Here is a 19438-nt window from a genome sequence, read left to right as displayed (position 1 = left end):
TAGTTCCTCCTAACCATTCATACACTCCTAGGATAAAGAAAACTAATTAATAAGAAATGGGGTTAAAAATAAAATTTTTCTTAAACTTGTACATCCCTCAAATAGGAAAAGACCGCTCATCGCCACCTTGATAGCGAATAACGGTCTTTATTCATTAAACATATTTCACAAACTCACCAATCGGTTTACGATAACCGCGCGGCCGCTGGCTGGACGTGTCTTCTTTACCAATCGTAATTAACATAACTGGAACAAAACGTTCCTCTAATTCAAGAGCCTCAATGAGCTTGTATGCCTCAAAACCGATCATCGGACAAGTATCCCATCCTTGCTCTTTCGCTGTAAGCATAAATAGCATAGCTGATAGACTTGCATTCCGAATCGCTTCATCTCGCTTGAACGGCTCTCCTCGTTCTTCATAGAAATGTGTCACTTGCTGTACTTCGGAATCTAATTCTTGTTTACTAAAGAATCCCAAATGGAAAAGTCCTTCATTTATTTTAGCAGAATCCTTATATGCTTCTTTATCGCCAAGGACCACAATAACTGCGGACGAGCTCTGAATTTTGTATTGCTTATAAGACGCATCATACACCTTCTGTTTCATCAAAGGGTCTGTCACAACAACATAATTAGCATGCTGTAAGTTATAAGCGGATGGAGCAAACTTAACAAGGGAAAAAATTTGTTCTAATTCTTTTTGTGAAATATCGATCCCTTGCTTGAATTTGCTTGCAGATCGTCTAGATTTTACAACCGATTCAAAATCATTCAACGTAAAGTCCCCCTAGAAATTATGTATGAGTACATGCTCAATACTTAATTCTATTAGAGTAATGACTGGATAGCAATATGATATGACTAATCTAAATTACATTATTCGACATTTTTCTATGATTTCCCTGAATATTATTCCATAGCTGTATTGCGCAGGACCATATGAATATGGTCCTCCCACACACCATGAATTTGTAGATATTTGAGAGCCAAGCCCTCCTCATAAAAGCCCAACTTCTCTACGACCTTCAGAGACGCCGCGTTTCTAGGCATAATATTGGCTTCAATCCGATGTAGATTCATTACATCAAAAGCGTAGGCAATAATTGCTTTCAATCCCTCTGTCATTAGTCCCCGATTAAGGAGCTCCCCGTCCATGCGGTAACCCAAATGGCAAGATTGAAAAGCACCTCTAATGATATTACTAAGCGCAATTGACCCCACAATTCGTTCTTCAAATAGCATCCATACCTTAAGCATCTGGCCTTCCTTGATCTTCATTGCTTCTTGTTCCAACTGCTCAGCCTGATAATCCTTCGTGAAATACGTTTCATTACGTTCTAATTCCCACGGTTCGAGAAAAGTTCGATTACGAATCACATAATCAAGAACCAGATCTACAGAAGAACGATCCAATAAAACTAAAGACATTCGTTCGGTCTTAACCAAGAGTTCCATTAACTTCGCCCCTTCAAATAGCGGAATTTACCTATACAATAATACCCATTTCTATTTACATCCTGCAACTGTCTTATAAAATGTGTATCTGCATCACAAATTTGCAGGAATTTACTTGCATTTGGGGAACTTAAAAGAAGCACAGATATAAATGGCTTAAAAAGAAGGAGAAATCAAACATGATAGAAACGATCAAAACCTATTTGAATGAGCAAAGAAACCAACACATAGAGGAATTAATGCAGTTTTTGCGGATTCCAAGTATAAGTGCTGTCGCCGAACATCAACCAGACATGATTCGCTGTGCAGAATGGACGGCTCAGTCTTTGAAACAAGCCGGTCTTGAGAACATTGAAATTATGGCTACTGGGGGACATCCCGTTGTCTATGCAGATTGGTTGCATGCTCCGGGTAAGCCAACTGTACTTGTATATGGACACTACGATGTTCAACCGGCCGAGCCGTTAGAGCTGTGGAAAACTCCACCATTTGAGCCTGTGATTCAAGATGGCAAACTATTTGGCCGCGGAAGCACTGATGATAAAGGTCAACTGCTGCTTTACGCCAAAGTGATTGAGGCTTTTTTACGAACGCAAGGCAGCCTACCTGTTAATGTAAAGTTTTGTATTGAAGGCGAAGAAGAGATTGCGAGTAAGCACCTGCCAGCATTCGTGGAAAAGTATAAAGATAAATTACAAGCCGATACGATTGTTCTTTCCGATACTCAAATGCAAGGGCCAGGAAAACCTGCACTTATGTATGGTCTTCGCGGGCTAGCCGGGTTCGAAATTACGATTGATGGCGCAAATAGTGACCTTCATTCTGGCCTCTTCGGCGGCGCGGTTCAAAACCCGATTCACGCTTTAACGAAGCTGCTGAGTTCCTTCCATGATGCAAATGGTCGTGTAGCGGTGGAAGGCTTCTATGATCGAGTCATTGAGCTCTCGGACAAAGAGCGCGAAGCCTTTAAACAAGTAGAACCCGACGAGAACAAGGTTCGATCGGACTTACATGTTGAAACGTTATATGGGGAAAGTGGGTTCTCGTTCTATGAACAAACGACTTCCAGACCGACCCTGGAAATCACATCCGTAAGCGGCGGCTTTCAGGGTGAAGGCATTAAACCAATCATTCCTAATCGTGCCAGCGCTAAAATAGCTTGCCGTCTCGTTGCCGCACAAGTACCCGAGGAAATCATGGATGCGGTTGAAAATCATATCCGTGCGCTCTCCATGCCTGGCGTAAAAGTGACCCTAGACCGCCAGCTGCGCGGAAACCCATTCATCACGCCAATTGACGAGCCTGTTATGGTAGCAGCTGCGGAAGCTTATGAGGATACCTATGGCGTATGGCCTGTATATACTCGAAGCGGAGGTTCAATCCCCATTGTTGAAGTGTTGGGACGCGTATTAGACGCACCCGTAGTGCTGCTTGGCTTTGGTCTACCAGGAGAAAATCTGCACGCGCCGAATGAGCATTTCCATTTGGTCAATTGGGACAAAGGAACAGAGACTATCAGCCGTTTCTGGCTGAAACTTGCCGAGATGAATAAATAACCACTGAAAGGAATGAGCATAAACATGAGTACGAATCATCAAACAATCCGTGATGCCAGCTTGGAAGACTTAGCTGACATTGTACGAATTTATAATTCCACCATTGAAGGACGCATGGTTACAGCAGATACAGAACCCGTAACCACAGCCAGTCGCGAAGGCTGGTTCTATGAGCACTCTGCGGATTTCCGCCCTTTATGGGTATTGGAAAACGACAGCGGTATCTGTGGATGGCTCAGCTTTCAGTCCTTCTATGGCCGACCCGCCTATAACGCTACAGCGGAAGTCAGCATTTATGTCGATGAAGCTTTTCGCGGCCAAGGCATTGGTCGTTACCTCATGGAGCACGCAATAGACGCTAGTCCAAAGCTGGGACTGAAGACGTTACTCGGCTTCATTTTCGGTCATAACGATCCCAGCCTACACCTTTTCCACAAATTCGGCTTTGTCAACTGGGCTCATCTGCCTGGCGTTGCTGAACTTGACGGAATCGAACGCGACCTCATCATTCTTGGTAAACGTGTAGGATAATATGTAAACAAAGAGTGCTTTCCCCTTATGCCAGCGATTTCAAATCGCCTTCTAAGAGGATAAGCGCTTTTTTATCTTAAATGCCTTACCTCTAGCCTTACTCGGTTTCCTCAATCAACAGAGCTTCAACCTCAATCTCTATCAACAACAAAGGATCTATCAAAGCCTTCACTTCAACCATCGTTGCCACGGGCTGCACGTCACGGAAAAACTCCCCATGTACCTTGCCAAATTCCTCCCATAAGGAAATATCAGTAACAAACATCCGCGTTCGAATCACATCTGACATTTGCGCCCCGAGTTCTTGCAGCGCCTGCTCGATTGTCTGGAGGACGAATCGCGCTTGCTCATACGGATTACCTACGCCAACGACCTCTCCATCCCTCATTGCTGTTGTACCCGCAACCTCGATGCGGTTCCCCACCCGAATCGCCCGACAATAGCCTACAACAGGTTCCCAAGGTGATCCAGTAAATACTCTAGTCCGATTCATAATTCTCTCCCTCTCATTTTTGCAAATAATAGGCTAACTTCTCCTGTAAGCCTTTTGTCACGGAAAGCAGCGGCAATCGAAGTGTTCCGGATTCAATAACACCTTGCTGCTCAAGCAGCCATTTGAGAGGTGCTGGATTTGGCTCTTCGAAAAGCAATCGAATGAGTGGTTGCAACTCATCGAATAGCTGTTTACTCATCTCGTGTTGACCAGCTTCAAAATGCTGATAAAACGATACAAACCGCTCAGTCATTACGTTCGCTGACGCGCTCATAACCCCTTTAGCACCGGAGTTAAGAGCCTCAAAAAGCAGAGAATCCTCCCCACAAAGGACGGGTTTCGAGCCTAGACGAGTAAGCTCAGACACCAATCGAGTGTTCGGCGTACTGTCTTTCATACCTATAACACCATCGAGTTCAAGGATCGTACGCACAGTATCAAGTTCCAACGTCACGCCTGTGCGATGCGGTATTTCATATAAAATGACAGGCACACCAACGCTGGCTGCCCGGCGAAAATGTTCAATGATCCCTTGCTGACTCGGCCTATTATAGTAAGGCACTACTATTAACACAGCATCAGCACCTAATTTCCCTGCAGCCTCCGTCTTTTTCACTGTAGACAACGTATCATTCGTTCCTGTACCTAGAATGAGCGGAGCATCTACTTGCGCGGCCTCTCGAGCTGCTTGTGCCGTAGCGAACAAGATCGCCATTTCCTCATTTGTAATCGTCGGTGATTCTCCTGTCGTTCCATTGACGACCAATCCGTCTATCTCATCTTGAAATAAATTGTAAGCTAGATTATAAAAAGAGGCTGCATCCACCTCATACTCTTCATCAAATGGCGTAATAATGGGAACATAGATCCCATGTAAGTCTTTCTCTCTTAACATCTCAATCATCTCCCAGTCCTAATTCGTTTGTACATTCACTTTAGCATGGATCATTGGATCACAGTTAGCTATAATAAATGATAAGACTCATCAAAAATTTTGATAGTAAAGCGAGGGGTTCCTATGGATTTAACCTATTTCCGAACCTTTCGGGAGGTTGCCCGGAGAAAGAGCTTTACACGAGCTGCCGAAGAATTGGGTTATGCGCAATCGAGTATTACGATGCAAATTCAGAAGCTGGAACGAGAATATGGCGTACCCCTTTTCGAGAGATACGGACGTCAGCTTCGGTTAACAGCACCTGGTGAAAGCTTGTTAAAGCTAGTCTTGCAAATGCTTGACCTCTATGATCAATCCAAAGAAATGATAACAAGCGAAGTCAGCGGAACACTGACGATGGGTACGATTAACTCACTCGCGGCTTACTATTTACCACCCTATTTACATGTGCTGAAACAGCAATTTCCTGGACTGAATATCCAGCTCTTCCCTGACAGTGAAGCTTCCCTCATTTCCAAAGTAAGAGATGGGGACTATGATATAGGGCTAATACTAGACCGTTATCCGGCAGACACCGCACTTGCATGCACGAAAGTCAGGGAAGAACCCTTAGTTTTGGTGGCACCGCTTGAGCATCCGCTAACCAAACAAACACATATACAGCTAACCGATTTTCAGCAAGCCGAATTTATCGTAACAGAAGAGGGCTGCATCTATCGAGGTATGTTTGAAAAGTTGCTAAAAGATCACTCAGTCTCGCTTCAAATTGGATTTGAGCTCGGTAATTTAGAAACCATTAAACACTGCGTCATGAATGGGCTTGGTATCGCCCTGCTGCCTCAAATTGCCGTACAGAACGAACTGGAACAAGGGAAACTTGCCCATCTTCCTTTTTCTCATTCGGACTTAAAATTAGATCTTCAACTGCTGCTCCATCCCAAAAAGTGGATGTCTCAGCCCTTGCAAACATTCATTCAACAACTGACCCAAGGGTAGCCTCATCGAATAAAAAAAGAAGCTCTCCTTTTCGTAAAGGTAGAGCTTCTTCTGTTATGAACTTATATGCGGATATCTAGATTGCCACCCAAATGCGGTGTCGCTGAAGCGGAAACCAGCTGTTGAGATTTAGCAAAATCCTGTACTAATGTACTAGATGAAGCTGCTTGCATATCACTTACTTTGCTTAAAAGCTGAATGCCAACGGCTTGCTTCAAAGCGTCTCCACCACTAATCGCAGTTAGAACACTATTGATATTCACGAGTACTCCTCCTCTCATCGTTCGGTAGCTGGCAAGCATACGGTATAACCGAGTAGCCCCTATAGCTTTGCGTCTGTCGCTTTCGCGTCATTTGCCCTTTCGCAGATGTTAGGCAGTACCTAGCACTTATCCAGTATAGGATATTCTTACACAATTCGTCAATCTTCGCATTTTAAATAGATACCGCTTTACACACCAAACGCAGCAGGATTCGATCTCCAAGAACGAAGGAGCTCCATGTCCTCTTGTTTGATTTTCCCCTTCTCTAGAGCCACTTCAAGCAGTGTAGAGTAGTTAGAAAGTGTATACAGTGGCATATCAGCAGCTTGGAACGCTTCTGTAGCTTTATCTAGCTGATAGGAGAAAATCGCCAGCACGCCCAGCGCTACAGCACCAGCTTCTTTGACCGCAATAGCTGCTTTCAAAGAACTGCCACCCGTAGAGATAAGATCCTCAATCACGATCACCTTTTGTCCTGGTTTCACAGTGCCTTCAATCAAGTTCTCTTTGCCATGTCCTTTGGCTTTATCGCGAATATAGATCATCGGGAGACCTAGCTTCTGAGCTACCCAAGCGGCATGAGGAATGCCCGCTGTTGCCGTACCAGCAACAACCTCAGCATCCGGGAATTTCTCTTGGATCAAAGCTGCGAATCCGTCAGCGATCGCTTCGCGAATAGCTGGGTGTGACATCGTCAGACGATTGTCACAATAGATTGGCGACTTGAGGCCAGATGTCCATGTAAAAGGCTGCTGCGGTCGAAGTGCTACCGCTTCTATATCTAATAACGACGCTGCAATATGCTGCGCGATTGCTTCGAGTTGACTCATGTTCCTACCACCGTTCCTTCCGTAGTTAGACAAAAGCTTATTACACGATTGAATCGATAATCGCTTCAATCGCTGCTCTTGGATCCGCTGCGCCTGTGATCGGTCGACCAATCACGACGTAATCCGTCCCCTGCGCGAACGCCTCAGCCGGCGTCATGATGCGCGACTGATCGCCCACGTCGGCTCCAGCAGGGCGAATGCCTGGCGTCACGGTGACGAACCCGTCACCGCACGCCGCCTTAATCGCGGTCACCTCAAGCGGTGACGCGACGACACCCTGCAGCCCCGCAGCATGCGCCAAGCGGGCATAGCGAATGACGGCCTGCTCAACCGTACCGGTCAGGCCAATCTCGTCATTCAGCACCTGTACACTGGTGCTGGTTAATTGCGTCACGCCGATGACAATCGGACGCGAAGCACCTACAGCTAGCCCCTTGTCGACACCCTCCAAGGCGGCTTCCATCATCTGCTTGCCTCCGGCAGCATGGACATTGAACACGTCAACCCCAAGGCGCGTCACGCTTTCCGCGCCGCCTTTGACCGTGTTCGGAATGTCATGCATCTTCACATCGAGGAACACCTTGTAGCCGCGATCCTTCAGACTCGCGACGAAGCCGGGACCCGCAGCATAGAACAGCTGCATGCCCACCTTCACGTAGCAAGGGATGCCTTCGAGCTGCTTAAGCAGCCCTTCAGCACCTTCTGCGTTCGCATAATCCAAAGCGACCATAATGCGTCCAGTAACATCTGTGCGAGTTAGCGTACTCAAGTTCGTCACTCTCCTTAGAGTTTTGCTTTAGCAAAACTGACTTCGTAAGCATAGTCTTAGACATGAATTGGCATTGCACGTGAGGAGAAGTTGATTGCTTCAAGCATATTAACAAGCGCTCTTACTGTATCAAGTGATGTCATACAAACCACACCGTTCTCAACCGCTTCACGACGAATGCGGAAGCCGTCACGCTCTGGCTCTTTACCCTTAGTCAGTGTGTTCACAACGAACTGTGCATCACCGCTGCGGATGAGATCCAGAATGTTCGGCGAACCTTCGCTCAGCTTGTTTACAGTCGTCACCGGAAGACCAGCTTGTTCGATCGCTGCTGCCGTTCCGCCTGTTGCAATGATTTTATATCCAAGACGATAGAAGCCCTTTAAGATTTCAATCGCTTCTTCTTTATCTTTGTCAGCTACTGTTACTACGACAGATCCTGCTGCAGGAATTTTCATTCCCGCTCCAATTAAGCCTTTGTAGAGTGCTTTGGCAAAATTGATATCGCGCCCCATAACCTCGCCCGTCGATTTCATTTCAGGTCCGAGTGTCGTATCTACACGGCGCAGCTTAGCGAAGGAGAACACTGGCACTTTAACCGATACGTACTTGTCTTCCGGCCATAAACCGCCTTGGTAGCCCATATCCGCTAGCTTTTGTCCCATAATGACGCGTGTAGCCACGTTAGCCATCGGGATGTTCGTTACTTTGCTCAAGAAAGGCACAGTTCTGGAAGAACGCGGGTTTACCTCGATCACATACACTTGATCGTTATGAATAACGAACTGGATGTTGACCAGACCAACTACGTTCAACTCAAGACCGATTTTCGTCGTAATGTCGATAATTTGTTGTTTAATCTCATCCGAGATGGATTGCGGTGGATAAACCGCGATGGAGTCACCGGAGTGAACCCCTGCGCGTTCAACGTGTTCCATAATCCCTGGGATTAGCACCGTTTCTCTATCGCAGATGGCATCTACCTCTACCTCTTTACCAAGCATGTAGCGGTCGATCAGGACCGGATGCTCAGGGTTGATTTTCACGGCATATTCCATGTAGCTCAGCAATTCTTCATCGGAGTAGACGATTTCCATTGCGCGTCCACCTAAGACGTAGGATGGGCGAACAATAACCGGATACCCGAATTTCGCAGCTGTCCCCACAGCTTGGTCAACCGATGTAACGGTGCCGCCTGGTGGTTGAGCGATCGAGAGTTTGCTAAGTAAAGCTTCGAATTTCTTGCGATCTTCCGCTGTATCGATACTTTCCAGATCGGAACCGAGAATGCGTACGCCAGCTTTGTGTAATGGTGCAGCCAAGTTAATCGCTGTTTGACCACCGAATTGAACGATAACCCCGATTGGGTTTTCGCGTTCGATCACATTCATCACATCTTCAAAGAACAAAGGCTCGAAGTACAAGCGATCGGACGTATTGAAATCTGTAGATACGGTCTCTGGGTTATTGTTGATAATAACCGCTTCGTAGCCTGCTGCTTGGATCGCCCAAACCGCATGAACCGTGGAGTAATCGAATTCAATTCCTTGCCCGATACGAATCGGACCGGAACCCAGTACAACTACTTTCTCTTTCGTTGTTTCTGTTACTTCATCTTCTTGCTCATAGGTCGAATAGTAGTATGGCGTTGAAGCTTCGAATTCCGCTGCGCAAGTATCAACCATTTTGTAGACTGGCTTGATATTTTGTTGTAAACGGTGTGTTCTGATGTCAGCTTCTTTGGTAAATGTCGAGCAGCCCGCAAGTGCGCGAATTTCGGCAATGGCACGATCTGTGAAACCTTTGCGCTTCGTTTCGAATAGCAGCTCATTTGTAAGTTCGCTAGCTGCAATCTCTTTCTCGTATTTAATCAGACCATCTAGTTTGTTCAAGAACCACCAGTCAATCTTCGTCAAATTCTGCAATTGTTCCACGGTGTAACCTCTGCGATACGCTTCAGCGATTAAGAACAGGCGCTCATCGTCGGGCTTTTGCAGGCGGAACTCGAGTGTTTCTTGATCGATAAGATCCGTCTCTTTTAGGAACAAACGGTGTACACCGATTTCTAAGGAACGAACCGCTTTATGAATGGACTCTTCGAAAGTACGGCCAATCGCCATAACTTCCCCAGTCGCTTTCATTTGCGTACCCAGCTTACGGTTTGCCGCTGTAAATTTATCGAACGGCCAACGTGGAATTTTGGAAACGATGTAATCCAGAGCTGGCTCGAAGCATGCATAGGTTTGGCCTGTTACTGGATTGACTAGCTCATCGAGCGTGTAGCCAATCGCAATTTTAGCAGCCATCTTCGCAATCGGATAGCCCGTTGCTTTGGATGCAAGCGCTGAGGAACGGCTTACACGCGGGTTAACTTCGATTACGTAGTATTGGAAGCTGTGCGGATCAAGCGCGTACTGTACGTTACAGCCACCCTCGATGTTCAAGGCGCGAATGATTTTAAGCGAAGCCGAACGCAGCATTTGATACTCACGGTCCGACAAAGTTTGGCTTGGTGCTACAACGATACTATCTCCGGTATGTACACCTACTGGATCAAAATTCTCCATGTTACATACAACGATACAGTTATCGTTCGCGTCACGCATTACTTCGTACTCGACTTCTTTCATGCCTGCAATACTGCGCTCAACCAGACATTGACCGATTGGGCTGTAACGAATTCCGGAAGCAACGATTTCCGTCAACTCTTCCATCGTGTTACAGATACCACCGCCCGTTCCACCTAACGTGTAGGCAGGACGAATGATGATTGGAAAGCCGATTTCGTTAGCAAAATCTACGGCTTGTGCGACTGTCGTTACAATTACGCTATCCGGTACCGGTTGCTCTAATTCTCTCATCAAGTCTCTGAAAAGGTCGCGATCCTCTGCTTTCTCAATCGCCGTAAGCTGTGTTCCCAGAAGCTTCACATTCTCGCTTTCCAAAACACCTGCACGAGCTAGTTCAACAGCCATGTTCAGACCTGTTTGACCACCGAGTGTTGGAAGCAAACCATCTGGACGTTCTTGACGAATGATTTGCGTAACAAACTCAAGCGTAATCGGTTCGATATATACTTTATCCGCCATGTTCGTATCCGTCATGATCGTAGCAGGGTTGCTGTTGATCAGGATAACTTCCATGCCTTCTTCTTTAAGCGCTTGACAAGCTTGCGTACCTGCGTAGTCAAATTCCGCTGCCTGACCGATGACGATAGGACCGGAACCGATAACGAGAATCTTTTTGAGTGTATTATTTTTTGGCATATTGCAGTTCCTCCTTCACAGATGTCGATGCCGTGGAAGCTTTCCACTGTGCAAGCATTTGCGCTTGGCGCGGCTGCTGTGGGTTATCGATTTTGTGCTGACGAATCAGCGAGATGAAATCATCGAACAAGTAGCTGGAGTCAAATGGCCCCGGTGCTGCCTCTGGGTGATACTGAACCGAGAAGGCAGGGTATTTCTTATGTTTCAAGCCTTCGATGGTGCGGTCATTATTGTTGATGTGCGTCACTTCAAGGTCAGTTCCTTGGACGGATTCTTCCTTAACCGTGTAGCCATGGTTTTGCGATGTAATGTAGCAGCGTCCAGATACAAGGTCTTTAACTGGATGGTTACCGCCGCGGTGACCGAACTTCAATTTATCCGTGTCTGCGCCGCAAGCCAGTGCGAACAGCTGGTGACCCAAGCAAATGCCGAAGAGCGGGATATCGCCGAGCAAGCCTTTAATCATTTCGACAGCGTGAGGTACGTCTTTCGGATCCCCAGGGCCGTTTGACAGCAGCACGCCGTCAGGCGCAAGGCGACGAATTTGTTCAGCTGTAGCATCTTGAGGTACAACAACAACGTCACAGTCACGTTTGCTTAGATCGCGGATGATTCCGCTTTTAGCTCCGAAGTCTACGAGAACGATGCGTTCTTTGTGACCAGGTGCGCCGTATACACTTTTTGTGGATACACGTGCGACTTGATCCGTCATAAGTGTCGTTCCTCTTAGGATCTCAGTCAGCTCAGTAATGGATTTATTGGATGTTGTCAAAAGGCTTTTCATAACGCCGTGATGACGGATTTTACGAGTTAACATGCGCGTATCGATGCCGCTGATCCCAACGATGCCGTATTCTTTCAGCAGGCTACCCAGCGTATATTGCGCTCTCCAGTTACTAGGAATCTCTTCATGCTCACGAACGACAAAGCCATGAATGAAAGGACGTACGGATTCAAAATCATCCCGAATCACACCGTAGTTCCCCACCAATGGATACGTCATTGTCACGATTTGACCGCAGTAGGAAGGATCAGAAAGCACCTCCTGATAACCCGTAATTCCTGTATTGAATACTACCTCGCCGACGGATTCACCTTCACTACCGAACGATTTTCCTGTAAAAAGAGTGCCGTCTTCCAGCAACAATCTTGCCTGCATGTTCTTTCAACTCCTTCGCTATTGTCAACGATTCTCACGAACCGTAGATGTCATGCCTACGATTTCCATTTTATTGCATAAGGTTTGCATAAAAAGCAATCATTCTGTATAAATATACACGATTTTTCGATCTGCGTATAGATCTTAATGCGGATTTACGATTGATTCCAGCGTCATTTAAGAACGATTTATGACCAAATCACTTTACCGGAAGCGATTGTAACAACCGGCCAGCCTTGCAGCTTCCAGCCGATGAAAGGCGTGTTTTTGCTGCGTGAAACGATCTCTTCTTTAAGAACTTCGCGCTCTGTATCCAAATCCACGATGGTGATATCAGCTGCGCTGCCTACTTCCAGTGTTCCGTATGGAAGACCGAATACGTCGGCAGGTTTTTTCGTCATACGATCTACGAGGAAGCCTAATGACCATTTACCTGTAAGCACAAATTTCGTGTACAGCAGAGAGAACGCGGTTTCGAAGCCGAGTATGCCGAATGGAGCCAGCATCATGCCCTTCTCTTTCTCTTCTTCGGTGTGCGGCGCGTGATCCGTCACGATAATGTCGATCGTACCGTCTTCCAAACCTTCAATGACAGCCTGCACATCGCGCGGCGTGCGCAGCGGCGGGTTCATCTTCCAGTTGGCGTCAAGCCCTGGAATGTCTTCATCCGAGAGCACGAGGTGATGCGGACATACCTCGGCAGTCACTTTAATGCCGAACTGCTTCGCATGTCGGATCAGACGAACCGACTGCTCGGTGCTCACATGGCACACGTGATAGTGAACACCCGTCGCTTCGGCTAGCAGCACGTCGCGACCCACATGAATCGCCTCGGACTCGTTCGGGATTCCCTTCAGTCCGTGCTTCTTCGCGAACGCGCCTTCGCTTACCGGCGCGCCGACCACAAGCGTGTCATCCTCGCAATGCGCGATGATTGGCATACCGATCGATGCTGCCAACGCCATTGCATCTTTCATCATTTGCGCGCTTTGCACGCCGACACCATCATCCGTGTAGCCGATTACGCCCGCTTCTTTCAGCGCAGCGAAATCGGTCAACTCGCGGCCGAGCTCGTTTTTCGTAATCGTGCCGTATGGTAGAACACGGACGACACCTTCCGTTGCAGCTTTATCCAATATGTAGTTCACCGTTTCAACGGTATCGATCACAGGTCTTGTGTTCGGCATGCAAGCGATGGTTGTGAAGCCACCTCTTGCTGCGGAACGTGTTCCGGTCGCGATATTTTCTTTATGTTCAAAACCAGGCTCTCTCAGATGGACATGCATATCGATGAATCCTGGAGTCACTAGCTTACCTGCTGCATCAATGACTTCATGGCCTTCGGTTTGTGGAGCCGAACCTTCTGCTGCATCTATAACCTTTGCAATTTTATCGTTCTCTACCAAAATGTGTTTCTTCGCTTGTACATTATTTGCATCAACGGTAAGTCCGTTTAATATCCAAATTCCCATTGTTATATTGTCCTCCTAGTATTCGTTTGGGGCCACCGCAAAGTAATGTCTAAACTCTTATCGAAGCAATTCGACGTAGTATGACCGCTTTGAATGGTAAGTTTAGACGCCGATCGAGCTAAAGCTCAATGCGGGCGGAATCAGCTTCAGAGCTTGGCTTCACTTTGTGGGGTAATTTATGATAAAGCTCGTTCGATGACCGCCATACGAATCGGAACACCATGAGCAATTTGTGTGAAAATTTTGGATTTCTCGTGTTCAACCAGCTCATCATCAAGCTCTACATTTCGATTGACTGGAGCCGGATGCATGATGATTGCGTGAGGTGCCATGCGGCTTGCACGCTCTGCCGTAAGCCCGTATTGCTCGCGATATTCCTCTGCTGAGCGAATGATTCCTTTGTCGTGCCGTTCAAGCTGCACACGCAGCATCATGACCACGTCAGCTTTCAGCGCTTCCTCGAAGGACACATATGGAGCAAACTCAGCCAGTTCCGGAGCTTGCATGCTTTCCGGCGCGCAGAACTGCACTTTTGCTCCCAGGGCGATGAGTCCCCATAGGTTGGAGCGAGCGACGCGGCTGTGCAAGATGTCTCCGATAATGGAGACCGTCAAGCCTTTGATGGCGCCGAACTGTTTGCGCATTGTATAGAAGTCGAGCAGCGCCTGCGTAGGGTGTTCGTTATTGCCATCTCCCGCGTTGATGAGCGGGATTTTGATTTTCTCTGCCAGCTCTTGCAGGACACCGTTCGGCTTCAAACGGATGACACCAGCATCGATGCCCATGGACTCGAGTGTACGGACTGTATCGTAAATGGACTCCCCTTTTTGTACACTGGACTCCGCAGCGGAGAAATTGAGTACATCGGCTCCGAGCCGCTTTTGCGCCAGTTCAAAGGAGAACCGAGTTCTTGTACTATTTTCAAAAAACAAGTTGGAAACGAATTTGCCTTGAAATTGATTCGTCACCTTCGAAGGATATTGTTCCCAGTAGGCAGCACGATCAAGTATGCTCGTTATCTCCCCTGCGCTTACGCCTTTTAATCCTAGAAAATGCTTGGTTTGTGTACTCACTATGCTCACTCCTGTTTCCCCCTCTGTTGAAGTATAATGACGCCATCTTTATCATCGATTTCTGTAAGCAGCACTTCAATACTTTCACTTTTGGAGGTAGGTACGTTCTTTCCTACATAATCAGGGCGAATGGGCAATTCACGATGCCCCCTGTCAACTAGTACGGCTAGCTGGATCATTTGCGGTCTGCCCAGATCGATCAATGCATCCATGGCTGCCCTCACCGTTCTTCCGGTGTAAAGCACATCATCGAACAGGATGATTTTGCGGTCTTGAATTTGGATCTTGCCGCCTTCCTGAACATTTTCCACTGATTTCACCTTAACGCGATCATCACGATAAGAAGTGATATCGATCTCACCCACAGGAATCGGCACACCTTCAATTTCAAGAATTCGCTCTGCTACTCGACTGGCCAAGTAAATACCGCGGGTCCGAATCCCAATCAAGGTACAATTCTCTACACCTTTATTCTTTTCCAGTATCTCATGCGCAATCCGTGTTAGCGCCCTGCGAATTCCCATTTCATCAATAATCGTGTGTTCGGCCGTTTCATTCATCTTTTTCGCCTCCTGAGAGTTTTGCTTTAGCAAAACTGACATCGTAAGCATTAGCTGAGTTTTCCGTAGGAAAACTGGCATCGTATGCATTCGCAGGTTTTCTGTTAGCAAAACCAAAAAACTCCTTGCCCATTTATTGGCAAGGAGTTACGAGTGCATAAAGATACAGAGCGGGGCATAAGGAATGCGCACATCCCCAAGCTTAGTCATACACTGAATCCGCGACTCAGTATATCCCGTCTTTTCTCATCGACTACCTTGCCAGCCTCTCTGGACTGTTTTTAAAGGTACATATTTAATTAAAAGAATTATCCCACTTTCGACACGATAAGTCAATATCTATTTCATGAACTTGCTTTGAGCTTGCGCTCAGCCATGTGTTATAATTTACATATGAGACACGAGCTTTACCCGTTTTCTTGCGAAAACTCAGTAACGCTTATGATGCCAGTTTTGCTAGGGCAAAACGCTAAGGAGGAACCCATGTTCAAATTGTTTCGGCTTCTGAAACCGTACAAAGCTTCTGTGGTTGCAATTATTACCTTGATGCTTTTGCAATCACTGGCGCAGTTGTACCTGCCCACACTGCTCGCTGACATTGTCGATGTCGGGGTTGTGAAAGGAGATATTCCATATATTCTCCGGTTTGGCGCTTATATGCTTTTAGTAGCCATGGGCGCAATGGTTTGTGTCATCATCGCTAGCTACTTGTTGGCTCGAACGGCGACAGGATTCGGCAGGGATTTACGACGAACGCTTTTTACCCATGTTGAAAGCTTCTCCTTGCACGAATTTGATAAACTCGGTACTTCTTCCCTCATTACCAGAACCACGAATGACATCGCTCAAGTTCAGCAAGTGATTGTCATGATGCGAATGTTCATCGGCGCACCTACGATGCTAGTCGGCGGAGTCATCATGGCCACTTATAAGGACGCTCATCTCGCCATTGTATTAATCTCCATCATCCCGATTCTTGCACTTGCTATTGTGGGGATCATGCGTAAAGGACTTCCCTTATTCAAAGCATTACAGGTCAAAATCGATGGCATCAATCTCGTGCTGCGTGAAAATTTAACTGGCATCCGCGTCATTCGCGCCTTTAACCGTTCCGAACATGAAAAGCGTAAATTCGAAAAAGCAAACCTGGATTACACGAAAACAGCCGTAAAAGTAAATGTGATCATGGCTACGATGATGCCTATCATGATGCTTGTATTCAATCTTGGGGTTGTCGTCATTCTTTGGTATGGCGGAGTTCGCATTGATGCTAATCAAATGCAGATTGGTGACTTGATGGCCTTCATCCAATATGCCATGCAGATTATGTTTTCTATGTTCATGATGACAATGATTTTCATGATGATTCCTCGCGCATCAGCTTCTGCTGTCCGTATTAATGAAGTTTTAGCCCTTCAATCTAACATACAAAGCGCCGAAATGGCAAAATCTCTTGATTCCAATCAAGCTGCTGTTGAATTCAAGCATGTATCCTTTAGTTATCCTGGGGCTGAACAACCAGCTATCCGTGATTTATCCTTCCGTGCAGAGCCTGGAGAGGTAACAGCAATTATTGGAGGAACCGGATCGGGTAAGACGACCCTCATTCATTTACTTTTGCGCTTTTATGATGTAGAGTCCGGCAGTATCATCTTAGATGGTCATCCGCTGCCTACTTTGAAGTTAGAAAGTCTAAGACAGCAGATCGGTTATGTTCCACAAAAAGCAGCGCTTTTCTCAGGAACAGTTGCTGATAACATTCGTTTTGGACGTGAGATGGCAACTGATGAGGAAATTAAGCATGCTGCAACCACAGCGCAAGCATCAGAGTTCATCGCCGACATGAAAGAAGGCTATCAAGCTGTACTCGCCCAAGGTGGAACGAACTTATCCGGTGGCCAGAAGCAGCGACTTGCCATTGCTCGTGCACTTGTTCGTAAACCGAACATCTATGTATTTGATGATAGCTTCTCTGCCCTTGATTTCAAAACAGATGCTAAACTTCGTTCCGCTCTCAAAACCGAAACCGAGCAAGCAACGATGATTATTGTCGCCCAACGTGTCAGTACAATTATGGACGCTAACCGAATTATCGTACTGGAAGAAGGACAAATTGCAGGGATAGGCACCCATTCAGATCTGATGAAAACATGTGCAGTGTATCAAGAAATTGTTGCTTCTCAGCTGTCAGAGGAGGAAATTGCATGAGTGACAAACCAAAAGAGAAAGCTCCTTCTCAAGCGGGGGTAAATCCCGGTCACTTTGGCCGAGGCGGCATGGGTGGCATGGGAATGCCGGTCCAAAAGGCTAAAGATTTCAAGGGAACTATACGACGGTTGTCGAGCTATATGAGTCCTTTCCGTGTATCTATCCTACTTGTTTTTATCTCGGCTGTGCTTAGTACACTCTTCAGTATTATTAGTCCCAAACTCATGGGTAACGCAACAACCATATTGTATGAAGGCTCTATCGCAAAGTTCAAGGGTGTTGCCGGCGCCAAAATTGACTTCGATGCCATTTTCCAAATTGTTATTATTCTTGCAGCACTCTACATACTAAGCGCCATACTCACCTTCATCCAGCAGTGGATTATGGTCGGTGTCACACAGAAAATCGTATTTAATCTTCGTAGAGATATTAGTGAGAAGCTCACCCGAGTACCTCTCTCCTTGTTCGACTCACGCAGTCATGGGGACACTATGAGCCGAGCTACTAACGACGTAGACACAATCAGTTCTACCATGCAGCAAAGCTTGACGCAGTTGATAACTTCAATCGTGACCTTGGTCGGGATCATTATTATGATGCTAACCATTAGTCCTTTGTTAACCTTGGCCACCATCATAACCTTGCCGCTCAGCATTTTGGGAACGAAGATGATTGCATCACGGTCTCAGAAGTATTTTAAAGGACAACAAAAAACACTCGGTGAACTTAATGGTCATGTGGAAGAAATGTACACAGGGCATACCATTGTCAAAGCTTTCGGCCGTGAGCAGAAATCGGTTGAGCAATTCAATGAAATTAATGAACGTTTGTATCATTCAGGCTGGCGTGCACAGTTTATCTCTGGGATGATATTCCCCCTTATGTCCTTTATCGGGAATATCGGCTACGTATTGGTCAGTGTGATAGGTGGCATCATGGTAACAAATGGGGCTATTAAAATCGGAGATATTCTTGCGTTTATTCAATATTCAGGGCAATTTGGGATGCCCATCGCACAGGTGGCTAATATAGCCAACGTGATTCAATCCACAATCGCCGCCGCGGAACGTATCTTTGAGTTGTTAGATGTGCCTGAGGAAGTACAGGAAATCACCCATGTAAAAACGACCCAAAATGTCCAAGGTCATGTTCAATTTAAACAGGTAACCTTTGCTTACAAAGAGGATACCCCGTTAATTCAAGATATGAATATCCAAGTAGAGCCAGGACAAACGGTAGCCATTGTTGGCCCCACAGGTGCGGGTAAAACAACGATTGTCAATCTACTGATGCGTTTTTACGAATTAAAGGGTGGTATAATCTCCATCGATGCTGTTGACACACGTGAAATGTCTCGCAGTCATCTACGCGGACTGTTCGGTATGGTGCTGCAAGACACATGGCTGTTCAACGGAACAATTCGCGAGAATATCGCTTACGGACGTGACGGTGCCACTGAAGACGAAATCGTTAGTGCTGCACGCGCGGCCTATGCTGATCATTTCATTCGAACCCTGCCGGAAGGTTACTATACCAAGCTGAATGAAGAAGCATCCAACCTTTCACATGGACAAAAGCAGCTTCTCACCATCGCACGCGCCATACTTGCCGATCCAACCATTTTGATTCTTGATGAAGCGACGAGCAGCGTAGATACACGCACGGAAGTGTCCATCCAAAAGGCGATGAGTAACCTAATGGAAGGGCGCACAAGCTTCGTCATTGCACATCGACTTTCCACTATACGTGATGCCGATCTCATTCTTGTTATGAATCATGGTTCTGTTATTGAACAAGGAACACATGAACAGCTATTGGAACAGCACGGCTTTTATGCAGATCTGTACAATAGTCAGTTCGCTCAAAAAGCTCTTTGAATACACATTGGCCGAAATGCCCCCTTTCTGATAAT

Annotated in this window: 18 protein-coding genes and 1 riboswitch; of the genes, 5 read left to right on the top strand and 13 right to left on the bottom strand. The window is 46.5% G+C overall.

The window, feature by feature from the left end; all coding sequences use genetic code 11:
* Nucleotides 1–154: 154 nt before the first annotated feature.
* On the bottom strand, nucleotides 155–775 hold the full coding sequence (locus GC098_RS33800; RefSeq protein WP_171648486.1) for a nitroreductase family protein: 621 nt from the start codon (nucleotides 773–775) through the stop codon (nucleotides 155–157).
* A gap of 134 nt (nucleotides 776–909) precedes the next feature.
* On the bottom strand, nucleotides 910–1428 hold the full coding sequence (locus GC098_RS33795; RefSeq protein WP_246359118.1) for a GNAT family N-acetyltransferase: 519 nt from the start codon (nucleotides 1426–1428) through the stop codon (nucleotides 910–912).
* 206 nt (nucleotides 1429–1634) lie between these two features.
* On the opposite strand from GC098_RS33795, the gene GC098_RS33790 reads away from it, so the two are divergent.
* Together GC098_RS33790 and GC098_RS33785 are read left to right on the top strand one after the other, a co-directional pair.
* Nucleotides 1635–3011: a dipeptidase gene (locus tag GC098_RS33790; RefSeq protein ID WP_171648482.1), complete on the top strand. Its 1377-nt coding sequence runs from the start codon at nucleotides 1635–1637 to the stop codon at nucleotides 3009–3011.
* 24 nt (nucleotides 3012–3035) lie between these two features.
* A complete protein-coding gene (locus GC098_RS33785) occupies nucleotides 3036–3542 on the top strand; it encodes a GNAT family N-acetyltransferase (RefSeq protein ID WP_171648480.1) in 507 nt (168 codons plus the stop codon).
* Nucleotides 3543–3639: 97 nt separating this feature from the next.
* Here the strand turns inward: GC098_RS33785 and GC098_RS33780 are convergent, their stop codons facing one another.
* Nucleotides 3640–4035, bottom strand: coding sequence for a RidA family protein (locus GC098_RS33780; protein WP_171648478.1), 396 nt, complete (start codon nucleotides 4033–4035; stop codon nucleotides 3640–3642).
* A gap of 13 nt (nucleotides 4036–4048) precedes the next feature.
* Nucleotides 4049–4930: a 4-hydroxy-tetrahydrodipicolinate synthase gene (gene dapA / locus GC098_RS33775; protein WP_171648476.1), complete on the bottom strand. Its 882-nt coding sequence runs from the start codon at nucleotides 4928–4930 to the stop codon at nucleotides 4049–4051.
* A gap of 123 nt (nucleotides 4931–5053) precedes the next feature.
* Between dapA and GC098_RS33770 the strand changes: the two genes are divergently transcribed.
* Nucleotides 5054–5926 carry a LysR family transcriptional regulator gene (locus GC098_RS33770; RefSeq protein ID WP_171648474.1) on the top strand — a complete coding sequence of 291 codons (873 nt, stop codon included), beginning with the start codon at nucleotides 5054–5056 and terminating at the stop codon, nucleotides 5924–5926.
* 62 nt (nucleotides 5927–5988) lie between these two features.
* Here the strand turns inward: GC098_RS33770 and GC098_RS41030 are convergent, their stop codons facing one another.
* The 9 genes from GC098_RS41030 to GC098_RS33725 all read right to left on the bottom strand — a co-directional run bounded on the left by GC098_RS41030 (nucleotide 5989) and on the right by GC098_RS33725 (nucleotide 15451).
* On the bottom strand, nucleotides 5989–6189 hold the full coding sequence (locus GC098_RS41030; RefSeq protein WP_171648472.1) for a putative motility protein: 201 nt from the start codon (nucleotides 6187–6189) through the stop codon (nucleotides 5989–5991).
* 20 nt (nucleotides 6190–6209) lie between these two features.
* Nucleotides 6210–6295, bottom strand: a riboswitch (cyclic di-GMP riboswitch).
* Between the two features lie 82 nt (nucleotides 6296–6377).
* Nucleotides 6378–7019, bottom strand: coding sequence for an orotate phosphoribosyltransferase (gene pyrE, locus GC098_RS33760; RefSeq protein WP_171648470.1), 642 nt, complete (start codon nucleotides 7017–7019; stop codon nucleotides 6378–6380).
* 40 nt (nucleotides 7020–7059) lie between these two features.
* Nucleotides 7060–7749 carry an orotidine-5'-phosphate decarboxylase gene (gene pyrF / locus GC098_RS33755; protein WP_171649065.1) on the bottom strand — a complete coding sequence of 230 codons (690 nt, stop codon included), beginning with the start codon at nucleotides 7747–7749 and terminating at the stop codon, nucleotides 7060–7062.
* 95 nt (nucleotides 7750–7844) lie between these two features.
* On the bottom strand, nucleotides 7845–11054 hold the full coding sequence (gene carB, locus GC098_RS33750) for a carbamoyl-phosphate synthase large subunit (protein WP_171648469.1): 3210 nt from the start codon (nucleotides 11052–11054) through the stop codon (nucleotides 7845–7847).
* Nucleotides 11041–12213, bottom strand: coding sequence for a glutamine-hydrolyzing carbamoyl-phosphate synthase small subunit (gene carA, locus GC098_RS33745; protein ID WP_171648460.1), 1173 nt, complete (start codon nucleotides 12211–12213; stop codon nucleotides 11041–11043). The genes carB and carA overlap by 14 nt, the downstream gene beginning before the upstream one ends.
* Before the next feature lie 188 nt (nucleotides 12214–12401).
* Complete coding sequence (gene pyrC / locus GC098_RS33740) at nucleotides 12402–13685, bottom strand: dihydroorotase (RefSeq protein ID WP_171648449.1); 1284 nt, start codon at nucleotides 13683–13685, stop codon at nucleotides 12402–12404.
* A 176-nt stretch (nucleotides 13686–13861) separates the two neighbouring features.
* The gene (locus GC098_RS33735) at nucleotides 13862–14767 is read right to left on the bottom strand and encodes an aspartate carbamoyltransferase catalytic subunit (protein ID WP_047672396.1); all 906 of its coding nucleotides are present in this window, start codon (nucleotides 14765–14767) and stop codon (nucleotides 13862–13864) included.
* Nucleotides 14764–15318, bottom strand: a complete 555-nt coding sequence (gene pyrR, locus GC098_RS33730; protein ID WP_171648445.1) for a bifunctional pyr operon transcriptional regulator/uracil phosphoribosyltransferase PyrR — start codon at nucleotides 15316–15318, stop codon at nucleotides 14764–14766. The genes GC098_RS33735 and pyrR overlap by 4 nt, the downstream gene beginning before the upstream one ends.
* Nucleotides 15311–15451 carry a hypothetical protein gene (locus GC098_RS33725; protein WP_171648441.1) on the bottom strand — a complete coding sequence of 47 codons (141 nt, stop codon included), beginning with the start codon at nucleotides 15449–15451 and terminating at the stop codon, nucleotides 15311–15313. Before GC098_RS33725 ends, pyrR begins: the two co-directional genes overlap by 8 nt.
* Nucleotides 15452–15801: 350 nt before the next feature.
* On the opposite strand from GC098_RS33725, the gene GC098_RS33720 reads away from it, so the two are divergent.
* Entirely contained in the window at nucleotides 15802–17526 is a 1725-nt protein-coding gene (locus tag GC098_RS33720) for an ABC transporter ATP-binding protein (RefSeq protein ID WP_171648439.1), read from the top strand.
* A complete protein-coding gene (locus tag GC098_RS33715; protein ID WP_171648437.1) occupies nucleotides 17523–19403 on the top strand; it encodes an ABC transporter ATP-binding protein in 1881 nt (626 codons plus the stop codon). Before GC098_RS33720 ends, GC098_RS33715 begins: the two co-directional genes overlap by 4 nt.
* The last annotated feature ends 35 nt before the right edge of the window (nucleotides 19404–19438 follow it).

The organism is Paenibacillus phytorum, assembly GCF_013141715.1.
Taxonomy (GTDB): domain Bacteria; phylum Bacillota; class Bacilli; order Paenibacillales; family NBRC-103111; genus Paenibacillus_E; species Paenibacillus_E phytorum.
Note: the sequence above shows the minus strand (reverse complement) of the source record. Positions and strands in the feature narration are given on the sequence as shown.